The organism is Rickettsia amblyommatis, assembly GCF_002078335.1.
Taxonomy (GTDB): domain Bacteria; phylum Pseudomonadota; class Alphaproteobacteria; order Rickettsiales; family Rickettsiaceae; genus Rickettsia; species Rickettsia rickettsii.
In genome coordinates this window covers 1005912-1027195 of the sequence record NZ_CP015012.1, presented here as the reverse complement: position 1 = coordinate 1027195, position 21284 = coordinate 1005912, and the positions used below count along the sequence as shown (strand labels likewise).

Below are 21284 nucleotides of genomic sequence, written 5' to 3'. Positions count from 1 at the left end.
AGCGGCGTGGCAATCTCATCAAACTTCCTGAGATTGCCACGCGCCTTGCAGTCGCTCGCAATGACATTAAGAACAAAAAAACCATGCCATTTAATACTATTATAAATTACATCAGAAAAGATAGCTATAAAGTTCTACATTTAGGACTGATTGCAATTTCTATAATAGCACTTGCTACCGCTTATATTGCTGAATATATATTCCATTATACACCCTGTCCTTTATGCGTTTACGAACGATTTCCTTATTTAATCCTAATCAAAATTTGCTTAACTGCTTTAATCATCCGACAGTTAAGTAAGTATACTTTAATATTCATTCTCCTAACTATCCTTAGCTCTTGCATATTATCAACCTATCATAGCTTCGTAGAAAGAGGCATAGTACAACCAAGTGCTCTTTGTTCATCAATGATTCGTATCCCGAAAGGCTTGTCTATACAACACATCAAACAAATGTTCTACTCGCAGCCAATCACGTCCTGCACGAAACCCGCCATCAAAATCTTTGGTATTTCTATGACAGAGTATAATCTACTCTTAAATATCGGTCTTCTAATCTGTTTACTCCTAGTTTGGTTTTATCCAAAATCTAATAAATAGTTAAAAAATTAACTATTAACTTAATTAAAAATATTGTGTATAATGACAATTCCAATATTTTTATATATTTTATATTTCAATTTTTTAAGAATTAGTTAGGAATTGTATAAAAATAATAATTTCAACTAATTTAAAAAAGAGAAAAAACTATGATGAATGATCATGAAAATAATCTATTCGCAACACTCGCTTTTGGTGAACTTAGCGAAGTTCAAGCTTGATTAAAAAAAGGCGTTAATCTTGACGAACACAAAAATGCACGTGGAGAAACAGCATTACACCATACATTATTTACAGGATATATGGACAGAGCTAAATTATTACTTGAACATAATGCTAGTCTTAATATTAAGGATAACTACGGACAAACGATTTTACATAAACTCATAGCATTTAATTCTATAGATAAAATGGAATTTTTACTCCAAAATGCTACTAATATTGATTTAGAAATAAAAAATCATTACGGCTTTACTCCTTTATATTCTTCAGTATTTGATGAAAATATTAAGGCTGCTGAGCTTTTACTTAAAAATGGTGCTGATGCTAATTTTAACCATCACACCAATTGAAAAGCAAGAATTAATTGAGATTTTACTTCAACATGGTGCAGCAATTAATAGTAGATAACAATAACCCTCCTGAACGAGTTTGGACATTTGAGCATTTAAATGTAAAAATAAAGAGATTATACTTAAATCTTTATTAACTTATAATAAACCGCTAACCTTTAATAATATCTCTAATAATTTTTCAACTATTAATAATGTTAATATTGATGAGGTAAGACCTAAAGCCATATTTGAATATTCAAATGATATTCATCATAAAGTAGTAAATAACTTTCTTAAAGATGCGATAGTTAACTCAGACAATAAAACAGGAAATAAAAATTTTATAGACAGTTACAACAAATACAAAGGTTTTTTAAAAAAGAATTATGATGAATATAAATATCACATGGATAATAACTTTCCATATTTTTACTCCTCAATTACTTCATTAGGAATATTTGAAGATCCTACTTTTACAAAAAAGATTGAAAGTATTGCCGCATTTTTTAACAACGACACACAATCCTTAGAATATAAAGCATTCAAGACACTTTTATCTTTACATCCTAGTTTTAAAATCACGGGTAGTGATATTATATTAAAGGAAGTAGCAACAAGTAAAGAAACAGAGGAAACACTAAATACCACATTTGATATGAAAAGTACCAAAACAACCCTTATTGGACTGAAACTACAGAGCAAATAATTTATGATTCAGCTAATCTTTTTGAAACTGAACTAACAGGCGATATTGCTTAATTCTTATACCATTCCTGAGGAAACGCATGAGTGTCAACTAAGAATCTATGTCATTCCTGCGAAAGCAGGAATCCATTAACCTCTAATATCATCCCGCGACTTGATCGCGGGATCCAGTCTTTTTTAATTTTTTTCTGGACCCCGTGGCTTGGCCACGGGGTGACAGTCATTTTATGGATACCCGCTTTCGTGGGTATGACATTGAGTAAGACCGCTCTTAATTTGACACCCATACACGGAAGCGGGAATTCAGTCACTAAAAAGTATAAACATACTAAATTTTATTAATTAATAATTAACTATTAGCTTGCAGAAATTCAAAATATTATGTATAGCTCGCACGACAAAATAATACTTAAACATAAAGGAATATTTATATGATGAATCAACCAACAAATAGTGCTAATTACAGACTTCCAGACGGTAGTACGGTTTTTACATAATGCAGCACGTATAGGGAATGTAAATAATGTTAGACTTTTACTTTCACAAGGTGCCGATGTTAATGCTTTAGATGCTAAAGGAAAAAAAACTATAGATTATGCATCTAAACCAGAAATTAAAGAAATACTAACTGATTCCGCTAATGCACGCTCAGCACTGCCTGCATTCAAAGCAGAACAACTTGCTGAGCTGAAGAAAAATATTAAAAATGAGGATGATAAAAATAAAATTATCAACGGATTAATTATGAATCCTGAATTTTATTCTGATATAGATGATGTTACAATAGAGAAATTAATAGAAAAACTTTTTAATTATAATATTAACGACAATAAGCCCGTAACAGCTCCGGTAGCAGCACCGGCACCAGCAACAACCACTACTTCTACAGAAATAGTAGCAGAGGACAATGTACGTGCACCAGACCCTGAAATATGAAATATATGACACCTTAATTGAAGCTGAAGACAACCGTACACCGCTTAGTATAGCAGCCTCAGCCGGAAATGCAAATATTGTTCAAGAATTAATTGAGCAAGGTCATGATGTCAATGCTAAGGATAAAAAAGGACATACGGCATTATTTTATGCAAGCACTAAAGAAATAGCTAAAATTTTATTAGACAAGGGGACAAGTTTTGAAGTTGAGTATGAATATCTATACTCACCTATACATTATGCGACAACAATAGGAAATAATGGGCTTTTTACTTGAAAAAATATGGATGTTATAATACCAAAGATGGCAAGGGACGTATACCTATACATTATGCAACTTATTCTAAACAGCACGAAATAACTCAAATTTTATTACAACCCGGCAGTGAAATTGATACAGTAGACAATTATGGCGGCACACCTTTTTTTTATTTGCTACTAAAGCATAAATCAGGTCAAAATAAAACGTTACTGGACTTCTTTTTAAATAATAACGTTAATCTTAACATTAATGCATGTGGTGAGTCAATTTTTAATCACGCACTAACATCAAGAGATAAATGGTTACTTGAGAAGTTAATATCTAAAGGTGCTGATATAGGACAATTCTATTGCGTAATCCATTCGATCACAGTATAACAGCACTTGTAAAGATAGGTGTTGATAAAGAAAAGATAGTTTATGCATTAAAAAAATATAATTCTCATATTAATGAGCAATTAAAAATTAACACCATACAAAAATACTTGGGTGCAAAATCAGCCAACAATTATAAAGACATGGATGTTAATGATTATAATTATGATTTACCGGATGAAGAAGGGTTTGCAAAAAATACACACGAAAAATTATTAAAAGATGTTATGCAACGTCTTAAAAACGGTGAAGATCAAGATGGCATTATTAATACTTTAATTGAGATTAGTATTAATGAAGATACAAGAGCAGAGTTAATAGAAAAAGTTTTAAATTATAATGTTAATGATAATAATCCTTTAGCAGCTCCAGCATTAGTTACTCCTGTAGCAACCCCTATAGTAGTACCGGCTCCATCAACTTCAACAGAAGAAAAGTTATCGACTGAAGTGAAGATACGCCTTTACAATAGGGAAAATAAGGATGATATTATTAATTTCGTGCTTCTTTATCAGACTACTAACGAGAATGTAAAAAGTAAGTTAATAGATTATATTTGTGAATATTCTTTCGGTACTGAATTAGTCGGACAGATAGGTGCAGATATTCAAGTCTAATTTAAAATCTCTTTAAGTTCTTTTAAAGAAAAACCCGGTGGTTTTAGGTAGTCTAGTACTACCTTACCACTATCTAAGACTATAAGCCTTTCGCCGTAATTTACGGCATCTTCTAAATTATGCGTGATCATAACGGAAGTTATCTTATGTTTCTCTATAATCTCTGCTGTTTTTTTCATCACTTCCAAAGAAGCTTTCGGATCTAAATGTGCCGTATGTTCGTCTAGAAATAATATTTTAGGTGGATGAGCTATGCTAAGTGCCAGCAGTATAATCTGCTTTTCTCCGCCGGAAAATTTACCTAATGGCTGTGCAAGTAAAGGCAAAAAGCGTTTAGGCGAACCTGTAAGCTCTAACAACTCGCTACTTGTTAACCGTTCATTACTAGAGAATCTACTTTCCCACAAAATGATATTTTCTTCAAGGGTTAGCTCGGTAAATAGCCTCTCTTCAGCTTTTTGTGTTAATGTAACTAATGTAGAAGCTTTTTGTCCTTTAGGTATTTTATCGATTCTGACTTGATCTAGACACACTTTCCCGCTAGTAGGTTTTAAATAGCCGGCAAGTATTTTAGCTAAAGTAGACTTACCGCTACCGTTATGACCCAATATTACAACAAACTCTTCTTTAGCAATATTTAAAGTAGTTTCAACAATTATAGGTTCGGTTCTTTCTTTAACTTTGAACTGTATATTTTCTGCATATAAATAAGGTTTCATAAAGCCTCTCTTTTTACAGAACTCAACGAAATAAACAATACTATCCCTAAAATAAGCTTAAGATTTATGGGATCGATGCCAATTCGGAGTAAAACGCCCAGAGCAATAAAGTAAAATAATATACCTATCAAATAAGAAAATATCTCTTTAAACGCATTAAAATTATTAGCATGGATTAAAATATGACGCCCTATAACAATCGCACCGATACCGACTAGTGCCACCCCGAAACCCATATTAATATCGGCAAAACCATTTACTTGTGCAGATAAAGTACCGGTTAAAGCAGCCAAACAATTACTTATGCTAAGACCGATAGTACGGTAAAGCTCGGCAGGTTTTCCTAAATTAATCAACAAATCTTTATTAAAACCAAAAGCACGAAGAAATAAACCGAGCTTACCTTTTAATAAAATTATAACTGAACATATAATAAGACAATTGATTATTACTAAAGGTATTAACCAATTTTCGAGATCTAATATAGATAATAGAGTCGGCATACCAAGAACCGATATATTAGGACTCTGCATAATTTGTAAGTTAACCGAATAAAGCATAAAACTTGCAAGTATTCCGACTATAAGCCCGTTAATGCGGTTATTCTTCTGCATAAAACTAACTATACTGCCTATAATTCCGCCTGCTATTACGACAAATATTAATGCAGGAAATAACCCAAATGAAAGACTGCGGGCAAACACTGCCGCACCCAGTACATAAGTACCGTCTACGGTAAGATCGGTAATTTTGAGAATCCGATAACTTATATACATCCCTAAAATAAGCGGCAGCATTATTAAGGATTGCTCAAGAGCAGTAACTAAAATGTTCATGTGACTACTCTTCAAGTTCTTTACGCGTGAAAGGAAGTACGGATAAATTTTCTTTAGTAAGAATATCTTGTTTAACAAATGATTTAAGGTTAATAAATAAAGTTAAGTCTTTCATATCCCCAAATGGAATATCTTTCGGTTCTATTCCTTGTAAGATTTTTTTTGCCATTAAACCTGCTGCTACGCCTACTTGCTTCTCTTGTACTCCTACCGCAATAGTTGCCCCGCTAATTACCGAACCTTCATCGGAAGCAATTATCGGAATACGGCGTTTAGATGCTTCTTGCTTTAAAATATTAATCCCACTGACTATTAAATGATCTTTCAAAATTATAAAACTCTGCGTATTTTCAGGAGCATTTTTTACAGCCACAGGCATATCATTAAAATTTTGTATCATTACCGTGTGCAGAGAAATATTGTTTTTTCCAGCATATAATTTTAATATTTCTACTTCAGGTATAACTTTCTCGCTACTGCTATAAATTAAAGTGATATTCTGTAAAAAAGGTAATTTACTAATGGTATCAGTGATTTTTATCTCATCGTTAACACCGGTAACTAAAGGTAGGTTTTTACTATTAATTATAGCAGCAGCACAAACAATCGGTTTATTTGTTATATGAGAAATAACAGTTTGGCTGACTGTCGTGCCTATTGGAATTATTACATCAATATCCTGATCTGTTATTTGTTTTATAATGGCAAGTAAAATATTTGAATCAGCATGAGCATTTTTAACTATAATTTCTGCATCTATATCTTTTAGCGACTCTTTAATTCCTGATATAATCTCAGTCATGGCGGCATGTTCAAGTGGAACAATGACTGCTACTTTCTTTTGATCCGCATAAACTGCAGCTGTGATGAATAAAACAAAAAGAAAAGAAAAAAATTTTTGAAAAATATTAGAGATAAACATTTTAATATCCTGTTATAAGTTATAATCAAAATTTAAATTTGCATATAGCAAACACATAAACGCAAAAAATTATCTACGCCAACGCCAATTTTGTATTAAACTATTAACCTTTAAAGATATCATAAATATTTTTAACTGTAGAAATATAAAGTAAAGATAAAAAGCTTATCTTTTTTTGACTAGAAGCTAAATAGTCAAGAAAACTCTACCTTAGAGGCTATCTGTAAATAAATTTTAAGACTAATTAAATTATTTTTTACTGCAAATTGTAAGACTTTTTTGAAATATAAAGTGATATTCTTTCAAAAATCTTATCAATTTTCACTAAAAAAGCTCTTTAATTACCAATTAAAACTTATTTACAGATAGCCTCTTAATTTTTAATGTTTAGCACCATTTTAAGATTATGTCAATCACCAATAAATAGTATTGCCTAAAAGAATTACTTGAGATAGCATATACTTCGATGTCATGACCGCTTTTGCGAAACGTTATTATTGTATAAAGTTGTTGCACGGCTACAAAAAACTTACTCGATGTCATCCCCGCATAACATTGTTGCGTGGATCGAAAAATGCATTTGGTGTCATACCGTGGCTTGACCACGGTATCCATAAAAGTAATTTAAAAATACTAAATTTTTAGTATTTTTAAACTGGATCCCGCGATCAAGTCGCGGGATGATAGGGGTGGAATCGATCCACGCAGGAATGACCTAAACAAGCCATTCATTCTCTTAATGACTATTCAGTACCCATGAAGCAAGGCTTGCAAAATGAAACAGGAATTCATTTCTTAAACTATGCATTTTCTGTTTGTTCTAATACCGTTTGCCCTAGTAATTGCGATAGAACATCTTGACCTGCTTCAGTCCAACTTACAGGTGGCTCTTCGCTTGGTAAACCTGTACCATAACGATCATTAAATACTCTAACTGCTTACTGAGTAAATTGATCAAATGTACTTGTGGATTCTACTCCATAGCCATATTCTTTTAAATTTTCCTGTAAAGTATTAACTTTTTCTCCAGTACTATCAAGACTTAATAATACTTCACTCTTTTGCTCTTGCGTAGTCTCAAAATATCTACCAAAACCAGCTTCAGCTAATTCTTTCCAAGGAAATTTTGATCCAGAAGCTATATGAGCATTTCCTTCTCGGTTTACAGTTACTGCACCAAGACCGACTAAATCATGTTTTAAATCTAAATCTGGATATCTTTCTGCTACATCCTTAAGAAATTCTTTTAATTTCCCTATTTGCTCTTCAGGCAAATCACTTTTTGCATCATTAATAAGCATGACTCCAATACCAAACTTATTCACACCTACTTCTCCTTTCCAACTACTCTTGCCCGCATAAAAAGCTTGATCTGTTAAATCATTATGATATTCTTTTTGAGCCCCATCCTTATCAATTATGTAATGAACACTTGCACCTCGCTCATCCAATACTTCACGAGTAGCCTTAATATCCTTGCTTACAGAATAAGTAATTACTACACAGGTAGGTTTTACTCCTTCCGGTCTTGGAGCCATATATTTACCGTTTAGACTATTGGTATTACTAATACCGTTTTTTCGATAGCCTTACTTTTACTCATAAACTTCCTCCAATATATTTAATAATTGTTGACGGTTCAGAATTTACTAAACCTTAACAAAAATTAATACTGTGGTAATGCTAACAATGAAAATTTAAATATTATTCACAAGGTATCGATACTGATCTGACAAGTTCAATGATTATTTTTCTAATATTTGGATTTTGTACTCTAGTAAATGCTCTAGTTAACGATAAAAGTGCTCTTTCCATAGTCCTTGATAATTCTTTATAATCAAAAGAGATATCATGTTCATATTGCCCTTCTTCTTCAGCAATATTATTTAAGAAATCACTTTCTATTTCTTTGAATAGATATTCAATTTTATTATTAGGAATATTTTCATCGTCAGCTTTTAACTTTTCTTCTTCAGAACTATTAAAGAAATATTTTAAAGGCGTATTTAAAACTTTTGCAAAAACATATAACCTACTTACGGTATATTACTTAAACCTTCTTCATATTTTTTAACTTGGAGAGCACTAATATCTAAAGCTTGCCCTAATTCTTTTTGGCTAATACCTACAGCAAGACATCGTTCTTTTAAACGTTCACTTGCGAGTTTGTCCAGATGTTTTATTGAATCATTCATTTTAATAATAAGCTTTAATTATTAATAAAGTCTATTCAACTTTTAATGTAGTATATATTACTTTATATTTAATCAAGCAACTTTATTAAAAATTTAATATAATAATGCTAAAACCCTTTGGTTATCAAGAATCAAGGCTAATAAATAATTAATTAAAAGTATAAAAACGATGAGTAATAGAATAGTAACATTACCGAATTGCGAGAATATAGTTGGAGAGATTAGTTTTTTAGGAATTAAACCTTGCGTATAATTTATTTCATTTAGATTTAGTTTTTTTATTGTTCTGCCAAAAGGATCTACTATAGCTGAAATACCGTTATTCGCTACTCTAATCATAGGTAAACCGTTCTCTACGGCTCTACTTCTACTAATATGAAAATGCTGATATGGACCGCTTGATTTACCATACCATGCATCATTTGTAATATTAATTATTACATCGGCTATTTCATTATTTGTCTGTACAAAATCAGGAAAAATAGATTCATAACAAATCAAAGGTTTAATTTTAAGATTATATTTTTCAAGATAAACAAGCCCTCCGTTTCCTTCTTTATAATCAATTAAACCATAAGTTAATTTTTTAAACGGTAGTATCTTTTTAAGGGGCATATACTCACCGAAAGGTACTAAATGTGATTTATGGTATTCAAATAATTTATGATTATTTTTATCAAGAGCATACATAGCTGAATAAAGTTCAAACTCATCACCTTGTTTTTTATTATCCGAAATTCCTCCTGTTATCAAAATAGCATTTGTAGAATTTAGCATTTTTAATAATTTTGATTTAACTTGCGGTATATCATCAGGTACTACTAATGCTGCCTCAGACCAAATAATTAAATCGGTAGGTTCCAAATTTGCCGATAAATTAATATGTAGCATTAAATTATGCCAAAATTCTTCTTCATTCCATTTTTCGGTTTGAGGTATTGAAGGTTGCACTAATCGTACTTTTATATCAGTGAAATTTGTATGGTTGTTACTTAGCCTTACTGCTCCGTAAATGACAATTACGGTTAATACTAGGACTGAACTAGCTAGTAATATTTTTAACTGAGTAAATTGCTTGCTAAATAAAGGATAAGCTGATGTAGAAATATATATAACTATAAAACTAAGCCCATATATCCCTATTATACTTAAAGACTGTATTAAAATATCTGAAAACGAAAAAGCATAACCGATCAAATTCCAAGGAAGACCGGTAAAAATCCACGAACGTACCCACTCAAATAATACCCAACATAAACAGAATATAAATTGGTAATATTTATTATTTTTAGCAAAAAAACTAAGCGTGCAGCTTGCCGATATAAAGCAAGCTAAAACTATAGGTAGTCCAAATAACGCAAAAGGAATTGCCCACCAAAAATCTGCAATATAAACGCTAACACCGATACTTATCCAATATATTCCACTTAAAAAATGCCCAAAACCGAATAAATAACCAAATTTTGTAGCTTCTTGCCAATTGGCGGATTTTTGAACTATATAACATAAGTAAGATAACGTGAATAATGCCGGTATAAAGAAAGTCGGAGCAAAAACTAAACCGCTTAATATCCCTAGCAGTAAACATATGATTTTAGGTTTATACATTTTTATCGATTATTTGTTTACAAAATCATACATCATGCTATCATTTCAGCAAGTTTTAATATAATGAGTAAATAAATGACTACAGGATTACTACAAGGAAAAAAAGGCTTAATTACAGGTATTGCAAATAATATGTCAATATCGTGGGCGATTGCACAGCTTGCTAAAAAACACGGAGCAGAGCTATGGTTTACTTATCAATCGGAAGTACTAGAAAAACGAGTTAAACCACTCGCTGAGGAAATAGGTTGTAATGTTGTTAGCGAACTTGATGTTACGAATCCAAAATCAATTAGTAATTTATTTGATGATATAAAAGAGAAATGGGGTAGCTTCGATTTCTTACTTCACGGTATGGCTTTTGCCGATAAAAATGAATTAAAAGGACGGTATGTTGATACTAGCTTAGAAAATTTTCATAATGCTTTACATATATCATGTTACTCTCTTTTAGCACTCTCAAGGTCCGCAGAAGCTTTAATGCATGACGGCGGAAGCATTGTGACATTAACTTACTACGGCGCTGAAAAAGTTATACCTAATTATAACGTTATGGGAGTAGCCAAAGCTGCACTTGAGGCTAGTATAAAATATCTAGCAAACGATATGGGAGAAAATAATATTAGGGTAAATGCTATTTCGGCAGGACCTATCAAAACTTTAGCATCTAGTGCAATAGGTGATTTTAGTACTATGCTTAAATCTCACGCTGCAACCGCACCATTAAAACGTAATACTACTCAAGAAGATGTAGGAGGAGCAGCAGTATATTTATTTAGTGCATTATCTGAAGGTGTTACCGGTGAAGTCCATTATGTAGATTGCGGTTATAATATTATGGGAAGTAATAAATTATTGTAGGGATTAATGTCATTCCCGCCAAAGGCTTGCTTGTGTGGACCAATAAAATCCACTGTGTCACGTCCATAAAAACAATAAAAATACTAATATTATTAGTATTTTAAGCTAGATCCCGTGAATAAATCACGGGATGACAACTGTATTTTCCAAGTTACACAACAAAGTCATCACAATCCATGATTTCTTTTTTTGAGGTGTTCAGGTTTTGGAGGAACAGGCGGTTTTTTAGATTTTGCCTGAACCTTTTTAGCCTTTAACGGCAATGATGCCGGATTATTTAATCTATTTAACTCTTTTGCGATTTGTTTTAACTGTTCTTGTGCTTCTATCTTTAAAGGGGTATGAGAATTTTTCATTTCACTATTTATTATTGTGCCTATTTTCTCAAGATTTTCTTTAGAAATGGAATATGATTTTATACCTATATAATTAACAATCTTTGACCACCAAGTTTGTCTTTTATCTAATCCTTGATATATTACATCTACTAAGTCATTTTTTTTGAATGTTAATATATAATCAGAAGCTCCTTCTAAGGATTTAGATAAATGCCTTTTTATTTCTCCTTGTCTCGTATCTTCAATATTTACTTTTTTGTCTTTCTTGAGTTTTGTTATTGCTTTTTCAATTATTGAAGATATCTTAGTTTCTTTTCCTTCATGTGCTTTATTTTCTAAATTTTCTTTGGTATTAAAATTTATATTAGTGCCTATTTTAGCATCTACTAATGGTTTAGCATACTTACCGTTAGGATCTTGTATTTCTCGCTCTATCTCAGCAGATTTTAAACCTAATTTTGTATATATATCTGATTCTCGGAAAAGTGGAGCATATAATAAAAAATTAATACTTTGAGCTATTCTACTATCTATCAAATCTTTAGAATCTCTTTTGGGATAAAATTTTTCTTGTAACATACTATAGTGATCTAATATTTCCTGTGTTATATCTTTTACATCAAGAGATTGTAATTCTCCTTTATCATTAAATTTTGCTTTCATACCTGAGCGTTTGGCTTCCAATAATAATATTTCTTGAAAAACTTTATTATTAGGAGTACGACAAACGAAATTAGGATCGTTATCCGGCATTAATTCATTTGCATTTTCCATTATTGCTTGATTGAGTTTATGTAATTGCTCTTTATTAAGCTTTTTATCTAACAAACTTATAAAAGCTTCTCTTTGTTTTTGCTTACTTGCAGTACTAAAAGCCTGCTGCATCTTTTGCAAAACACCAAAATCAAAATTTTCGTCACCTATTCCTTGGATAACTAAATTTGCTAAATTTTTTGTTTCAGTATTCACTGTTTCTTTTTTATTTTTTGTAGCCATATTGAGTATTAATCTAACTTATAATTATTTAAATATTAATGATAGATTAAATTAATTTCTAGATGTTTTTACTATATTTATAATCAAAACTTTAAAACAGTATCTAACAAGTCATACTGGTCCTTAGCTATTACCCAAAATTTCTATTGATTCTATTGTTTCATTATGCGATTGACTATGCATTACTAAATCTAAAATATTTGACGATGCTAAATTGCTAATATAAACACCTTGTACATCATTTAATACATAATCAACCACTAATAATTTAGCATCAGCAGAAGTTCCATATAATGACATTTTTGCCTCAAATAATTTTTTAAATGTATCTAATTCAAGTAATTCTTCACATACAGCATGTTCTTTAATATCTCTACTTACAAATAAACCCATTATGCTTCGTGCTAAACTATGTTTAATATAAAATTCTTTTAAGCATTCAATAAAATTTTCCAAAAAATTTAGTTTTTCAAAAGGAATTTTGAAATCAGGTAATAATTTTTGATATAATTTTTTCTGCAATTCCTTGTTTTGAATTAGTTTTTCAAAAGGAATTTTGAAATCAGTGAACAATTCTTGATATAATTTTTTCTGCAATTCCTCCTCCTCAAATTTTTTCAAATAGAAATTATCAATTAATAGCTTGTAAAGCTCAAGTACCCCACTAGGAAAGTTAATTTTCAAAGTTCCTTTTTTATCAATTTCTACAGTAAACCTGTTTTCTTTTGCTTCTAAATATATTAGATCTCGAAATATACTATCCTCTTTTGTTCTACGAAGTAAAAAAACTGCATCTTTAGAATCAACTAAATCTAAAGCATGTTTCATTATTTTTGCATTAAGCTCATGTAACCTATTGTTAGATATCATCTCTTCTACATCTGCTAGAAAAGATTTTTTATCATCTCCTTTTAATTTCCTTAAATTTTCTATAACTTCTAAAGTTATTGCTCCTTGTTGAATTTTTTTAAGTAACTCATAATAGTTGCTAAATTCTACTTCTTGATTTTTGCATCCTAACCCGGCTTGCTTTTGAGCTAATCTAGAATCTTCTTTTTCAATGTCTCTAGGTTTACTAATACAAGAGATTATAATTTCTTTTAGCTTCATATAATTTATTCCTTACATTAAATCAAGGAGTATTATATTGAGTTAAGAAATATTAACAAGTACTTTATACAAGATTAAGATAAATTAATTTTTATTGAGAGGATGATACAACAATGCTTTTTTGAGATGATTAGTGTGAAGATGAGTATATATTTGGGTAGTAGATATATCAGCGTGACCAAGCAGCTCTTGAATTACTCTTAAGTCTGCTCCGCCCTCAAGCAAATGACTTGCAAAACTGTGACGTAATATATGCGGCGAAATATGCTCAGGGTTAAGTCCTGCATAAAGGGCAGCAGATTTTAACAGAATAGCAAAATTTTGCCTAGTCATATAACCCGCTAAAGCTGATGAGGGAAATAAATAAATTAGATTTCTTGGTTTAGCTTTATTTACAAAAACATCTCTAATTGCAAGATATTTAGCAATACTGATAACTGCCTGTTCATTTATTACTATGACTCTTTCCTTATTACCTTTACCAAGTACCGAAAATATTTTTCTTACTTCTCCTTTAGACGTTTTATTAGTCAGAATATCAGCAAGCCTAAGACTAACAAGCTCCGAGACTCTAAGACCGCTAGCATAAAGCAAATGAATCATAGCATTAAGCCTGATACCTTCAGGAGAATTATCTTGAGAGCAATGTTCAAGTAACGATTTAATTTGACCTATAGATAATATTTCGGGAAGTTTATTTTGATATTTGGGCAAATCTACTTTAAGAACCGGATTAAAAGCGGTATGGTTTTCGCTAATTAAAAATTCATAATAACTTTTTATAGTTGAGATTTTTCTGTTGATTGAGCGTGCCTGCAAATCATTACTTGCTAGATACTCAATCCAGTCTCTAATATTCTCAGTAGTAATATTTAATTCGGATAATTTTTGTTTAGCAAGATAATTTTGAAAATCGAATAAGTCACGCTTATAGCTAAGTATGGAATTTTTTGACAATGCTCTCTCGGCTAAAAGCATTTCTAGGAATTGCGAAATAAATTCCATAAGATGTTTTAATTTCTATAATGGAGGCCAGGGTCGGAATCGAACCGACGAATAGAGGATTTGCAGTCCACGGCATTACCACTTTGCTACCCAGCCTAATCAGTGTCATACCACAATCCTATGTCATTCCTGCGAAAGCAGGAATCCATAAACGGATAATTGTATTTTTACTAGATTCCCGCTTTCGCAGGAATGACATGAATACTACCAACATCCATACAAAAAATCCATACAAAAAAACAACTATTTTTATATTAAACTCCTAATCCTTGCAGGATATTTAAACGATTTATCCTTCATAAAATTCAAGAACTGGCTAACTGAATCTACTATATCGTCATTTTTAATATGGGGAAAATTCAGTAATTCCTTTAAAATTATGCTTGATTGTTTAGGTATTAGAACACTAACTGATTGAAATAAAGGAACTACCGAGACGCATCTTGTAACTTTATCAAATCTTGGCTTAATCCCTATCACTCTAATATTATCACCTAAAAATCCCATATCTTGAATCAATTGTTGACCACTTGCTGTATCTTCGCTTAATACAAATTTTGGCTGATATTCTCTAGCTAATTTTTCTGTCAAATTCTTAAGCTCAGGATAATTAATTTTTTCCCGTACTAATGATACTAGATAATATTTCTGTTCAAAAATCCCCCACATAGTACAAACACTATAATCGGAATCTTCGGAAATCTTAATTGCCGTATCCCAGCTTTGCACAAAATAATCAAATCTTGAAGGTAGATTTTCATAAAAGCTAATATCTTCCATATTCAGTAACGATGACCTTGGTGCTATCGGTTCTTGTAAATATTGAGCATTATCATTATAGCTACCTATTTCCTGCTCTAATTTCATTAAACAATCAGGAGGTTCTTTATAGCTGTCTAATACTTTACCACTAAGATATTGATATTCTTTATTCATTAATTTAAAGGAGTAATCTTGAATGCTAATCACTGGAATTTTTAAATGATGCCATGAATTGCTATTATTAAGTAGATAACCGGATAAATCATCCGTATGCAGACGCTGCATAACTCAAACTATCGCTCCCTTATTACGATTATTTCGTCTGCTAACAAAAGTTTGCTCAAACCAATCTATAACTTTCCTACGTGTTTTATACGAATGAATTTGCGTGGGGTTATGAGGATCATCGATAATTAAGATATCACCACCCTCACCTGTTGCCGATCCTCCAACCGATGTTGCAAATCTAAAGCCATTAGCTGTCGTTAAAAACTTACTTTTTTGATTATGGGTTTTACGAAGGATAGTACTTGGGAAAAGTTCTTTATACCAATCAGAATTTAAAATGAACCAACAATCTAGTGAGTGTTTAATGCTAAGTATTTGAGAATAGCTGGCAACCATAAATCCTTTTGGTAGGATTAACCCCCAATAAATAAGCAGGCCAAGCAACGCTAACACAAATAGATTGTAAGCTCCTTGGCGGTATATTAATTATTAAACGATTAATATCACTGCTTTGCACGGCATTTAAATAATCGGTAATTATTCTTATATGCTTACTTGGAAATACTCCGCTCCAGGATTATAGTATTAAGTACCTTAATTATAAAACTATGAAAATCCTGTCGTAAAATAGAATTTAATAGTTCTTTAGAGTAGCATATTGTACCTACATCGTCATTGCGAGGAAAAAATTGTAAGTTTTGACAAAGCAAATCTCAAGCAAGATTCCTGAAATTGCCACGCTCCTTGCAGTCGCTCGCAATGACCTTACAACCTTATAATAAGTTATCATTGCCATTAATCCCCTATAGTATATAATTTTGAAAAATAATATATTTATCTATGAAATTACTAAAAATTATTTTTATCATTACTATATGCATTAATTTTCCTATATTCGCAGAAAATTTAGAGTCGGTTACTACAACCGAAAATATTGAAAATGACGTATTTATCCCTCTTGATGAAAATCATCCTATTTTAAATCCAAACGATAATATTAATGATAGTTCTGAGTTTAAGAATTATACAAATGGCAAGATTATTGCTCTAAATAACATTACTGCTACTTCTGAAGAGATAGATTTTAAAGTCGGGGAAGAAAAATATTTCGGTAATATAAAAATCAAATTGCACAAATGTATAAAAAACCTTGATCCATATAATGAAGATAATTATTTGTTGATGACCATAACGGAATATAAAATAGACGAAGATCCTAATTTACTCTTTCAAGGATGGATGATTTCTTCAAGCATTTCACTTTCAACGTTTGAACACCCAATCTACGAAATTTTTGCTAAAGATTGTTTTTAGATGCAATATTTAATTTCAAGTTTAATATTTTTAATTCCAAGCCTTGGGATGCTGGCGGGCTTATCAGCTGCAGCTACTGTTACAATTTTTTTGCTTATATCATTCCTGCGAGGTATTAATCGTCATTGTGAGCGACTGAAAGGAGCGTGGCAATCCAGTAACAATGTCATACCGTGGCTTGACCACGGTATCCAAAAAATAAAAAAAGACTGGATCCCGCCACAAGCTCGCGGGATGACAATGTTATTCACCGCTTGGTGCTTTATATCTTGTTTATTCGCAATTCATCTTATTAATAGCTTAGCTACTTTTACTCAAGTTTTTATACTCTTATTTCTTGGCTTTGCAGTTAGTAATTCTGCTCCTTTTCAAAATCGCTTACAGCTTAAAAACGCTTTAATATTCGGAATTCTCACAGCAATATTATTATTCTTCATCGAATATTTTTCTCATGGATTTTTAACAAGAATATTCAAAGCTAGTTTTGGCTTATATATGCTCGATCGTGGTTGTGCTTTACTTTCAATTACCGCTTGGGTAGCGATTATAATTTTACTTTCTAACGGTAAAAAACGACATGCATTAATGCTATATATATTAGTGCTTTATTTACTAAGTGTTTCCGATAGTTTAGCAAGTTTTTTAGGCTTCGGTATAGGAGGAGTAATATTTATTTTAACAAGATTTATGAAGCCGATATTTTTCAAATTAATCGCAATAAGTTTAATTACCGGCTCGTTACTATTTCCTGTGATAGCTAAACAAATAGAACCACGAGATTTATCTGAAAAATATTTAGCTACACAACCTTCCGCTGCTCATCGTTTATTTATTTGGCATTTCGTCGCAAACAAAATCATTGAAAAGCCGATTTTAGGCTATGGCTTAGCTTCTTCTAAATATATCGAAGCTGGTGATAGTGAAATGATCGATTACAACGGAGCAAAATGGCATCCTTTGCCGCTTCATCCTCATAATAATATATTACAAATTACTCTTGAACTCGGTATAATAGGTTTAATATTATTTTTATGCTTAGTTTATAAATATCTCAAACAAATTAGTAATCTCAAAAATAAAAATTTCAAGGCAATTTCCTATGCATGTTTTATAAATTACTATATTATCGGCATGATTTCATATAATATTTGGCAAATATGGTGGATATCAAGCGGTATTTGGGTACTAGTTTTAATGAAGCTACTAGTTAAACCTGATATTGTCATTGATAATTGATGCTATTTGAGGTAAATATAGAGTTAAGTGTCATTAAACCTACGTCATTGCAAGCAGCCGTAGGCTGCGTGGCAATCTCATCAAATATCCTGAGATTGCTTCGTCGAATTACTGTGCAATTCTTCTCGCAATGACGGAAAAATATAATAAAAAACATATGCTACAAAACTCAGCACTTTTACAAGCATATCTACCGATTGCTATATTTTTCGGTATTGCGATATTGGTTTCTGGTTTAATAATGATTCTACCTAACCTATTATCGACAAAAAAATATAATAAAGATAAGCTAGAACCTTATGAGTGCGGTTTTAAGCCTTTTAGCGATGCAAGATCAAAATTTGACATACGTTTTTACTTAGTTGCTATTTTATTTATTATCTTTGATCTTGAGATTGCATTTTTAGTGCCTTGGGCTATTAGTCTTAATACGATAGGTAAAATAGGCTTTTTCTCAATGATGTTTTTCTTATTCGTACTTATTATCGGGTTCATATATGAATGGAAGAAAGGAGCTTTAGACTGGTAATAATATGAAAAATAATTTTTATCAAGAAGACGAATTATTAAGTAATGAGCTTTCTAATAGAGGATTCTTACTCACTAAAGTTGATGACGTTATAGGCTGGGCGAGAGCTAATTCCTTATGGCCTATGACTTTTGGGCTTGCTTGTTGTGCTGTTGAGATGATGCAGGCAGCAGCAAGTAGATATGATATGGATCGCTTCGGTATGTTATTTAGACCAAGTCCAAGACAGTCCGACCTTATGATAGTTGCAGGAACGCTTACTAACAAAATGGCACCGGCTCTACGTAAAGTATATGATCAGATGGCTGAACCTAAATGGGTGCTTTCAATGGGTAGCTGTGCCAATGGCGGCGGCTATTACCACTTTTCCTATTCGGTAGTGCGTGGCTGTGATAGAATCGTACCGGTTGACGTATATGTCCCTGGCTGTCCTCCTACCGCCGAAGCATTAATTTACGGGCTTATGCAGTTACAGAAAAAAATTAAACGCACTACAGGTTTTAAGTATGACGCTAGACAAACTCATTGAAAGACTTGCAGCTAAATCTAGCATTTTAATAACTCCGATCACGGTTAAAGATTACCTAGCTTATAAAATCGAGCCGCATTTTTTATTGCCGTTTTTAAAAGCTTTAAAAGAATCGGAAGAATTACGCTTCACTTTACTTACTGATTTATTTGGGGCTGATTTTCCTCAGAATAACGTAGTCAATTCAGTTGGGCTTGGCTACAAGGAGCAAGGCGCGAAGCCTATAACTAATAGGAGAGCGACGAGCAACAATGTAGGCGAGTCCAAATCAATTGACTATAAAAGGTTTGAAGTAGTATATAATTTATTAAGCTTAAAATTAAATAAGCGTCTTATAATAAAAGTATATATATCTGAAAAAGAAACTATACCTTCAGCAATGAATATATTTAGTGCCGCTTGTTGGTATGAGCGTGAAGTTTATGATATGTACGGGGTAAATTTCGAGGGTAATGACGATAAGAGACGCATACTAACCGATTACGAATTTGAGGGGCATCCATTACGTAAAGATTTCCCGTTAACAGGCTATACACAAGTTAAATATGATGAGAAGCTAAAGAAAGTAGCTCATGAATCGGTCGATTTAGACATAGAATATCGTGAGTTTGATTTTAGCTCGCACTGGCATAGCCCGAGTTATGTATTGCCAGGTGATGAGAAGGCAACCGATGTCATTCCTGCGAAAGCAGGAATCCAGAAATAAAATGAATGTCATCCTGTGACTTGATCGCGGGATCCAGAAAAAAATAAAAAGGACTGGACCCCGTGGTCAAACGAACTAGGTGACAGTAGGAAAAATACTATGACTAACAACACCAACACTATAACGCTAAACCTTGGTCCACAGCATCCGGCCACTCACGGAGTTTTAAGGTTAATCCTTGAGATGGACGGGGAAGTAGTAAATAATGCCGCCCCTCATATTGGGTTACTTCATCGTGGTACGGAAAAGCTTATTGAGCATAAAACATATTTACAGGCTATACCATATTTTGATCGTCTTGATTATGTTTCGCCGATGTGTCAGGAACATGCATTTGCTTTAGCTGTCGAGTCGTTATTAGAATGCGAAGTCCCACGAAGAGCTCAGTTTATCAGGGTACTATTCTCAGAGTTAACAAGAATTTTGAACCATACTTTGAATATTGGCAGCCAAGCTTTAGATATCGGTGCTACTACTCCTTTATTATGGCTCTTTGAAGAGCGAGAAAAGATCATGGAATTTTACGAGCATGTTTCCGGCTCTCGTATGCATTCAAACTACTTTAGACCGGGCGGGGTTGCAGCAGATTTACCCGAAGGTTTACTTGAGGATATAGATAAGTTTATAGAACAGTTTCCTCCTAAACTTCATGATATTGAAAGTCTACTAAATGAAAATAGATTATGGAAACAACGTTTAGTAGATATCGGCGTTGCGTCTCAAAAAGAGGCAATGGACTGGGGGTTTTCAGGACCAATGCTTAGAGGTTCGGGTATAGCTTGGGATTTACGCAAGTCAAACCCTTATGACGTTTACGATGAAATGGACTTTAAAGTACCAATCGGCAAAAACGGTGATTGTTACGACAGATATTTCGTTCGTATGCTTGAAATGTACGAATCAGTCAAGATAATCAAGCAATGTATAGAAAAAATGCCGAAAGGTGCAGTTAAAACCGATGATCCTAAATTAACACCACCGACAAGAGCCAAAATGAAAGAATCTATGGAAGCAATGATTCATCATTTTAAGCTCTATACGGAAGGATATGACGTCCCAGCCGGCGAGACCTATAAAGCCGTAGAAGCCCCTAAAGGCGAATTTGGTGTATATTTATACTCACAAGGAGGTAATAGACCTTATAGATGTCGTATTAAAGCACCCGGCTTTGCTCATTTGCAAGGACTAGATTTTATGTCTAAAGGTCATTTAATGGCAGATGTTATTACTATTATTGCAACGCTTGATATAGTATTTGGTGAGATAGATAGGTAATATATTTGTCATGCCGTGGGCTTGTACTTGCGTTGCTCTGTCATTCCTGCGAAAGCAGGCATTCA

The 21284-nt window shown here is 32.4% G+C and carries 22 protein-coding genes, 1 tRNA gene and 4 pseudogenes; 15 read left to right on the top strand and 12 right to left on the bottom strand.

What is annotated here, in order from left to right; translation table 11 throughout:
- The first annotated feature begins 83 nt into the window (after positions 1–83).
- The 8 genes and pseudogenes from A3305_RS05875 to A3305_RS05845 all read left to right on the top strand — a co-directional run bounded on the left by A3305_RS05875 (position 84) and on the right by A3305_RS05845 (position 3967).
- The gene (locus A3305_RS05875) at positions 84–602 is read left to right on the top strand and encodes a disulfide bond formation protein B (protein WP_014392137.1); all 519 of its coding nucleotides are present in this window, start codon (positions 84–86) and stop codon (positions 600–602) included.
- A 290-nt stretch (positions 603–892) separates the two neighbouring features.
- Positions 893–1009: pseudogene (locus tag A3305_RS11575) on the top strand (ankyrin repeat domain-containing protein); the annotation flags it as partial.
- Positions 1010–1012: 3 nt separating this feature from the next.
- Positions 1013–1174 carry a hypothetical protein gene (locus A3305_RS11570; protein WP_331270786.1) on the top strand — a complete coding sequence of 54 codons (162 nt, stop codon included), beginning with the start codon at positions 1013–1015 and terminating at the stop codon, positions 1172–1174.
- Between the two features lie 388 nt (positions 1175–1562).
- Positions 1563–1862 (top strand): hypothetical protein, encoded by a 300-nt coding sequence (locus A3305_RS05865; protein ID WP_014392135.1) that lies wholly within the window; start codon positions 1563–1565, stop codon positions 1860–1862.
- 452 nt (positions 1863–2314) lie between these two features.
- Positions 2315–2395: pseudogene (locus A3305_RS11855) on the top strand (hypothetical protein); the annotation flags it as partial.
- 379 nt (positions 2396–2774) lie between these two features.
- Complete coding sequence (locus A3305_RS10665; protein WP_231289087.1) at positions 2775–3074, top strand: ankyrin repeat domain-containing protein; 300 nt, start codon at positions 2775–2777, stop codon at positions 3072–3074.
- The gene (locus tag A3305_RS05850; protein ID WP_014392134.1) at positions 3071–3436 is read left to right on the top strand and encodes an ankyrin repeat domain-containing protein; all 366 of its coding nucleotides are present in this window, start codon (positions 3071–3073) and stop codon (positions 3434–3436) included. The genes A3305_RS10665 and A3305_RS05850 overlap by 4 nt, the downstream gene beginning before the upstream one ends.
- A gap of 107 nt (positions 3437–3543) precedes the next feature.
- A pseudogene (locus tag A3305_RS05845) lies at positions 3544–3967 on the top strand (hypothetical protein).
- A gap of 79 nt (positions 3968–4046) precedes the next feature.
- Here A3305_RS05845 and A3305_RS05840 read toward each other — a convergent pair.
- The 6 genes and pseudogenes from A3305_RS05840 to lnt form a co-directional block, all read right to left on the bottom strand.
- Positions 4047–4769, bottom strand: coding sequence for an ATP-binding cassette domain-containing protein (locus A3305_RS05840; RefSeq protein WP_014392132.1), 723 nt, complete (start codon positions 4767–4769; stop codon positions 4047–4049).
- The gene (locus A3305_RS05835; RefSeq protein ID WP_014392131.1) at positions 4766–5605 is read right to left on the bottom strand and encodes an ABC transporter permease; all 840 of its coding nucleotides are present in this window, start codon (positions 5603–5605) and stop codon (positions 4766–4768) included. Before A3305_RS05835 ends, A3305_RS05840 begins: the two co-directional genes overlap by 4 nt.
- Positions 5606–5609: 4 nt before the next feature.
- A complete protein-coding gene (locus tag A3305_RS05830) occupies positions 5610–6527 on the bottom strand; it encodes an ABC transporter substrate binding protein (protein WP_014392130.1) in 918 nt (305 codons plus the stop codon).
- Positions 6528–7327: 800 nt separating this feature from the next.
- Positions 7328–8130, bottom strand: a pseudogene (locus A3305_RS05825) (N-acetylmuramoyl-L-alanine amidase).
- A 433-nt stretch (positions 8131–8563) separates the two neighbouring features.
- The gene (locus A3305_RS10660) at positions 8564–8722 is read right to left on the bottom strand and encodes a helix-turn-helix domain-containing protein (RefSeq protein WP_226984025.1); all 159 of its coding nucleotides are present in this window, start codon (positions 8720–8722) and stop codon (positions 8564–8566) included.
- 93 nt (positions 8723–8815) lie between these two features.
- A complete protein-coding gene (gene lnt, locus A3305_RS05810; protein ID WP_014392128.1) occupies positions 8816–10330 on the bottom strand; it encodes an apolipoprotein N-acyltransferase in 1515 nt (504 codons plus the stop codon).
- 75 nt (positions 10331–10405) lie between these two features.
- On the opposite strand from lnt, the gene fabI reads away from it, so the two are divergent.
- Positions 10406–11191, top strand: coding sequence for an enoyl-ACP reductase FabI (gene fabI / locus A3305_RS05805; protein WP_014392127.1), 786 nt, complete (start codon positions 10406–10408; stop codon positions 11189–11191).
- 167 nt (positions 11192–11358) lie between these two features.
- On the opposite strand, the gene A3305_RS05800 is transcribed toward fabI, so the two are convergent.
- From A3305_RS05800 to A3305_RS10650, 6 genes are all read right to left on the bottom strand, one after another.
- A complete protein-coding gene (locus tag A3305_RS05800) occupies positions 11359–12525 on the bottom strand; it encodes a DUF5410 domain-containing protein (RefSeq protein ID WP_014392126.1) in 1167 nt (388 codons plus the stop codon).
- A 123-nt stretch (positions 12526–12648) separates the two neighbouring features.
- Complete coding sequence (locus tag A3305_RS05795) at positions 12649–13635, bottom strand: DUF5410 family protein (RefSeq protein ID WP_014392125.1); 987 nt, start codon at positions 13633–13635, stop codon at positions 12649–12651.
- A gap of 84 nt (positions 13636–13719) precedes the next feature.
- The gene (locus tag A3305_RS05790) at positions 13720–14640 is read right to left on the bottom strand and encodes a site-specific tyrosine recombinase XerD (RefSeq protein ID WP_014392124.1); all 921 of its coding nucleotides are present in this window, start codon (positions 14638–14640) and stop codon (positions 13720–13722) included.
- A gap of 21 nt (positions 14641–14661) precedes the next feature.
- Positions 14662–14736, bottom strand: a tRNA-Cys gene (locus A3305_RS05785).
- A gap of 153 nt (positions 14737–14889) precedes the next feature.
- A complete protein-coding gene (gene terL, locus A3305_RS10655; protein ID WP_226984024.1) occupies positions 14890–15687 on the bottom strand; it encodes a phage terminase large subunit in 798 nt (265 codons plus the stop codon).
- Between the two features lie 3 nt (positions 15688–15690).
- Positions 15691–16026, bottom strand: coding sequence for a hypothetical protein (locus tag A3305_RS10650; protein ID WP_226984023.1), 336 nt, complete (start codon positions 16024–16026; stop codon positions 15691–15693).
- Between the two features lie 444 nt (positions 16027–16470).
- Between A3305_RS10650 and A3305_RS05775 the strand changes: the two genes are divergently transcribed.
- The 6 genes from A3305_RS05775 (at position 16471) to nuoD (ending at position 21219) form a co-directional block, all read left to right on the top strand.
- Positions 16471–16944 carry a DUF2155 domain-containing protein gene (locus tag A3305_RS05775; protein WP_014392123.1) on the top strand — a complete coding sequence of 158 codons (474 nt, stop codon included), beginning with the start codon at positions 16471–16473 and terminating at the stop codon, positions 16942–16944.
- Positions 16945–18180: an O-antigen ligase family protein gene (locus A3305_RS05770; protein WP_014392122.1), complete on the top strand. Its 1236-nt coding sequence runs from the start codon at positions 16945–16947 to the stop codon at positions 18178–18180. It abuts the gene before it with no gap.
- Between the two features lie 157 nt (positions 18181–18337).
- Positions 18338–18709 carry an NADH-quinone oxidoreductase subunit A gene (locus A3305_RS05765; RefSeq protein WP_014392121.1) on the top strand — a complete coding sequence of 124 codons (372 nt, stop codon included), beginning with the start codon at positions 18338–18340 and terminating at the stop codon, positions 18707–18709.
- Between the two features lie 4 nt (positions 18710–18713).
- Entirely contained in the window at positions 18714–19238 is a 525-nt protein-coding gene (locus A3305_RS05760; protein ID WP_004995988.1) for a NuoB/complex I 20 kDa subunit family protein, read from the top strand.
- Positions 19216–19944 carry an NADH-quinone oxidoreductase subunit C gene (locus tag A3305_RS05755; RefSeq protein ID WP_014392120.1) on the top strand — a complete coding sequence of 243 codons (729 nt, stop codon included), beginning with the start codon at positions 19216–19218 and terminating at the stop codon, positions 19942–19944. The genes A3305_RS05760 and A3305_RS05755 overlap by 23 nt, the downstream gene beginning before the upstream one ends.
- A 99-nt stretch (positions 19945–20043) precedes the next feature.
- On the top strand, positions 20044–21219 hold the full coding sequence (gene nuoD, locus A3305_RS05750) for an NADH dehydrogenase (quinone) subunit D (RefSeq protein ID WP_014392119.1): 1176 nt from the start codon (positions 20044–20046) through the stop codon (positions 21217–21219).
- Positions 21220–21284 lie beyond the last annotated feature (65 nt).

Bases quoted from the DNA above. Each gene is read 5' to 3' on its own strand.
- A3305_RS05875 (WP_014392137.1), top strand. From the start codon at position 84: ATGCCATTTAATACTATTATAAATTACATCAGAAAAGATAGCTATAAA.
- A3305_RS11570 (WP_331270786.1), top strand. From the start codon at position 1,013: ATGGAATTTTTACTCCAAAATGCTACTAATATTGATTTAGAAATAAAA.
- A3305_RS05865 (WP_014392135.1), top strand. From the start codon at position 1,563: ATGGATAATAACTTTCCATATTTTTACTCCTCAATTACTTCATTAGGA.
- A3305_RS05840 (WP_014392132.1), bottom strand. From the start codon at position 4,769: ATGAAACCTTATTTATATGCAGAAAATATACAGTTCAAAGTTAAAGAA.
- A3305_RS05835 (WP_014392131.1), bottom strand. From the start codon at position 5,605: ATGAACATTTTAGTTACTGCTCTTGAGCAATCCTTAATAATGCTGCCG.
- A3305_RS05830 (WP_014392130.1), bottom strand. From the start codon at position 6,527: ATGTTTATCTCTAATATTTTTCAAAAATTTTTTTCTTTTCTTTTTGTT.
- A3305_RS10660 (WP_226984025.1), bottom strand. From the start codon at position 8,722: ATGAATGATTCAATAAAACATCTGGACAAACTCGCAAGTGAACGTTTA.
- lnt (WP_014392128.1), bottom strand. From the start codon at position 10,330: ATGTATAAACCTAAAATCATATGTTTACTGCTAGGGATATTAAGCGGT.
- fabI (WP_014392127.1), top strand. From the start codon at position 10,406: ATGACTACAGGATTACTACAAGGAAAAAAAGGCTTAATTACAGGTATT.
- A3305_RS05800 (WP_014392126.1), bottom strand. From the start codon at position 12,525: ATGGCTACAAAAAATAAAAAAGAAACAGTGAATACTGAAACAAAAAAT.
- A3305_RS05795 (WP_014392125.1), bottom strand. From the start codon at position 13,635: ATGAAGCTAAAAGAAATTATAATCTCTTGTATTAGTAAACCTAGAGAC.
- A3305_RS05790 (WP_014392124.1), bottom strand. From the start codon at position 14,640: ATGGAATTTATTTCGCAATTCCTAGAAATGCTTTTAGCCGAGAGAGCA.
- terL (WP_226984024.1), bottom strand. From the start codon at position 15,687: ATGCAGCGTCTGCATACGGATGATTTATCCGGTTATCTACTTAATAAT.
- A3305_RS10650 (WP_226984023.1), bottom strand. From the start codon at position 16,026: ATGGTTGCCAGCTATTCTCAAATACTTAGCATTAAACACTCACTAGAT.
- A3305_RS05775 (WP_014392123.1), top strand. From the start codon at position 16,471: ATGAAATTACTAAAAATTATTTTTATCATTACTATATGCATTAATTTT.
- A3305_RS05770 (WP_014392122.1), top strand. From the start codon at position 16,945: ATGCAATATTTAATTTCAAGTTTAATATTTTTAATTCCAAGCCTTGGG.
- A3305_RS05765 (WP_014392121.1), top strand. From the start codon at position 18,338: ATGCTACAAAACTCAGCACTTTTACAAGCATATCTACCGATTGCTATA.
- A3305_RS05760 (WP_004995988.1), top strand. From the start codon at position 18,714: ATGAAAAATAATTTTTATCAAGAAGACGAATTATTAAGTAATGAGCTT.
- A3305_RS05755 (WP_014392120.1), top strand. From the start codon at position 19,216: ATGACGCTAGACAAACTCATTGAAAGACTTGCAGCTAAATCTAGCATT.
- nuoD (WP_014392119.1), top strand. From the start codon at position 20,044: ATGACTAACAACACCAACACTATAACGCTAAACCTTGGTCCACAGCAT.